Annotated in this window: 4 protein-coding genes and 1 pseudogene; 1 reads left to right on the top strand and 4 read right to left on the bottom strand. The window is 62.0% G+C overall.

The window, feature by feature from the left end; all coding sequences use genetic code 11:
• The 4 genes from EN906_RS27655 to EN906_RS27640 all read right to left on the bottom strand — a co-directional run.
• A partial coding sequence (locus tag EN906_RS27655; protein ID WP_127375514.1) for a TGS domain-containing protein occupies nt 1-449 on the bottom strand: 449 nt, incomplete at its 3' end.
• A 176-nt stretch (nt 450-625) separates the two neighbouring features.
• Nucleotides 626-1,453: a class D beta-lactamase gene (blaOXA, locus tag EN906_RS27650; RefSeq protein ID WP_127267643.1), complete on the bottom strand. Its 828-nt coding sequence runs from the start codon at nt 1,451-1,453 to the stop codon at nt 626-628.
• A 148-nt stretch (nt 1,454-1,601) separates the two neighbouring features.
• Nucleotides 1,602-1,976 carry a membrane protein insertion efficiency factor YidD gene (yidD, locus tag EN906_RS27645; protein ID WP_127267644.1) on the bottom strand — a complete coding sequence of 125 codons (375 nt, stop codon included), beginning with the start codon at nt 1,974-1,976 and terminating at the stop codon, nt 1,602-1,604.
• Between the two features lie 79 nt (nt 1,977-2,055).
• Complete coding sequence (locus EN906_RS27640) at nt 2,056-2,220, bottom strand: hypothetical protein (RefSeq protein ID WP_127267645.1); 165 nt, start codon at nt 2,218-2,220, stop codon at nt 2,056-2,058.
• 92 nt (nt 2,221-2,312) lie between these two features.
• On the opposite strand from EN906_RS27640, the pseudogene EN906_RS27635 reads away from it, so the two are divergent.
• Nucleotides 2,313-3,229 (top strand): annotated as a pseudogene (locus EN906_RS27635) (LysR substrate-binding domain-containing protein).
• The last annotated feature ends 166 nt before the right edge of the window (nt 3,230-3,395 follow it).

The raw sequence follows: 3,395 nt of genomic DNA, 5'->3' as shown, positions 1-3,395 counted from the left end.
ACTTTTTTCGCCTTGTCGCGCGACCAGACTTCCCTGGTGAGCTGCTTGTTGCGCGCGATGATCTCACGCATCTTCTTCTCGATCACCGGAAAATCGTCGGGCGTGAACGGCTCGTTACGGGCGAAGTCGTAGTAGAACCCGTTCTCGATCACCGGCCCGATGGTCACCTGCGTTCCCGGCCATATCTCCTGCACGGCTTCCGCCAGCACATGGGCCGCGTCGTGGCGGATCAGCTCCAGCGCGCGCGGGTCGTCGCGGGTGACGATCTCGACCTTGCCGGACTTGCCGAGCGGATCGCTGAGATCGCGAACCGTGCCGTCGATCGCATAGGCGACCGCCTTCTTGGCCAGCGATTTGGAGATCGATTCGGCGAGGCCAGCACCGGTCATCGCCGCGTCATATTCGCGGACGGAGCCATCGGGAAATGTCAGGGAAACGGAATTCAGCATATATATCTCCTATCCAGTCCCGCAAACGAGCGCGGGTGGTTGAAATGCATGTCGCCCAAAAATGTGTGGGCGGTTTTGGGGTTACGACATGCAAAGAGTAGGCCGGATGCGTCCGCCAGCGGCTGTCTTTTATGGACAGATTCCGCCGCCGTAAAGCCCGGCTCAAATGTCAGCGTTCATTTGATGAGGAGCGGCAAATCCTTCAGGAACGCAGCCCGGGTCTTGAGGCCCTTTGGCATGTCCGTACGGTTGGCATCGACGACAAGCCGCGCAAAGACGATCTGGCGGCCATCCTTGTTCGCCCATCCGACGAACCAGCCAAGCGAGCGCTTGTCCTGGACCTTGTCGGCGTCGTTGCGCAGCCTGGTGCTGCCGGTCTTGCCTTGCACCGTCCAATCCCCGGCCTGGAAGGTCGGGATGATGGCTGATGTCATGTCGTAGGCCTTGGCCGAGACAGGCAGCTTGCGGGCCAGCAGCTTGCGCAGGAATTCGACCTGCTCGACCGGCGTGATCTTGAGCGAGGAATTCACCCAGGACTTGGTCAAACCATCATTCTTGCCGGGATTACCGGAAACATCGGCATTGCCGTAGTCGAATTTCGAGACATAACCGGCAAAACTCTCAGACCCAAGCCGGCGGGTGATTTCCCGGGAAAACCACAGGATCGAATCTCGCTCCCAGACCACCGGATCGACGGTCTTCTGATCCCGCTTCACCGCGCTGAATTCAGGCTTGTAATCCCAGCTCGGCGTGTGCTCGTCGCTCAGGATCCCGCTGTCATAGCCGATCAGCGACAACGGCACCTTGAACGTCGACGCCGGGCTGAACCGCTGGTCGCACACCCCGTCCTGGTAAAGCGTCTTGCCGCTCGCCGCATCGGCGATCACCGTGCACTGCACGTCCCCCAGCGGCGCCGATTGCGCGCGCAACGGAAATCCCAGCAGCCAGGCGAGCAGGAACAGTATCCCGGCAAAGATGAAGGGAAGACGGTCGAAATTGCGCATTTGTCTGCTCGCTCAAGAGGGGGGTTCGCGAGCGGCTTAGCGAGGTCTCTTGTCTCGATTTTGTCTCAAATGCGCAGTCTTTGTGCAGGCTGTTGTTAACCCTACCGGATCGTAAACGGGCAGAGCCGCCGGTACCTGACCGACGCGATCACCCCTGCGCTTCGCCGCGCTTGCTGCCGATCCGCCAGTACCGCCATGGCGTGAACCAGACATAACGATCCTCCAGCACCTCCGGCACGCGGTCGATGCCATGCGTGCCGAATGGCCCGCAGCGCAGCACACGGAACAATCCCATCCAGCCGCCGGCCCACAGGCCATGGCGGGCGATCGCCTCATGGGCATATTCCGAACAGGTCGGCAGATGCCGGCAGGTATTGCCGACAAAGCCCGACAGCGTCAGCTGATAGAGGCGCACGAGCGACGTGCCGAGGAGACGGCCCGGCGTCTTGCGCCATGGACCGGGCCAGTTGCGGCCGCGTTTCGGCGGCCTGGCGATATGCGCATGCCCATGCTGGTCGCGCACCACAGTCTCCGTATCGCGTTTCCCAGGCGATAGATGTGAGCTTCCACTGGAGAACGCAATCCCCACTCCTTGTGCGCACTCAGTCGTCACGGGCGGAACGGCGAAACGGCTGCCTGTCAGGCGAAGACGCCCACCGGCCACGACTGGTCGGCTCTTCGTAACGCTTTTCATGCTGTCTTCTGTCACGCCATTGAAACGTTGCGATCCGCATGACATCGCCAAAGATGCTCAGCAACTGGATCATGGTCGGTCTCCTTTGACATGGATTAGACCGCCGCTGGCCTTCGCCTTCAAACGAGTATAATTTCCACTTCGGATAATCCTGGGTTATGCGAAATGAAGCGTGGGCGCCTGCCGCTGACGGCATTGAGGAGCTTCGAGGCGGCGGGCCGGCATCTGAGCTTCAGCCGGGCCGCCGAGGAGCTTTTCGTCTCGCAGGCGGCGATCAGCCGGCAGATCCGGGAACTCGAAACCTTCCTGCGCCAACCCTTGTTCGAACGTCACCATCGCCGTGTCGAACTGACCGACACCGGGCGGCGTCTGCTGGAGCAGCTTGTCAGAAGTTTCGACGCCATCGATACCTTGCTTGGAGAACTGGTGGCGACACCGGCGCAGTCCGTGGTCCGCGTCAGTGTCGAGCCGTCGCTTGCATCCGTGTGGCTGGTGCCGCGGCTCAACCGGTTTCGCCAATTGCGGCCTGACATCGACGTCTCGCTCGAGGTCGACCCAAGGCTGATCGAGTTCCGCAGCGATCAGCCGGAGCTTGCCTTGCGCTTCAGCGCGCATGCCACCTCGTGGCCGCGCAGTCAGGCTGAGCGGCTTGCCTCGACGGTCGATTCGCCGGTCCTGTCGCCGGCGCTGCTTGCCTCTGGCCCTGCCCTCGACAGGCCGATCGATCTTGGTCGCTACACGCTCTTGCACGAGGAGAACCGCCAGGGCTGGGCGCGCTGGTTCGAAGCGGCCGGCGTGCCCGCCGACGCCATACCGGCGCGCGGGCCGATGCTGGCGGATGCGTCGCTTTCAAAGCAGGCCGCCTTGCTCGGACATGGCGTGCCTTGGGCGATCTCTTGCAGATCGGCGCGGAAATCGCATCCGGCGCGCTGGTCAAGCCGTTCGACATCGACGTCGCATCCGGCGCCTATTGGCTGGTGGCCAGAAACTTGCGCGACCTCTCGGAACCGGCCGCCGCGTTCGCCGACTGGCTCAGAAGCGAATTTGCCGAAAGCAGGCGGGTGCTGGAAGCGCAGGCTTGAACCTTCCGGCCGGGCCCGCTACTTGGCCTTCTTGCGGTATTTTTCGAAGAGTTTGTCGAGCGTATCCGCGGCCGGAAGCTCGCCCGGTGAGTCTTCTCCCGGGTTGAATGTGAGGATGACATCGCGCCACATATCATAGTGGGCAGCATATGATGTCAGCCTGGGA

The organism is Mesorhizobium sp. M7A.F.Ca.CA.004.06.1.1, from assembly GCF_003999135.1.
Lineage (GTDB): Bacteria > Pseudomonadota > Alphaproteobacteria > Rhizobiales > Rhizobiaceae > Mesorhizobium.
The sequence above is the reverse complement of the archived record's forward strand: the minus strand, read 5'-3'. Positions and strand labels throughout refer to the sequence as shown.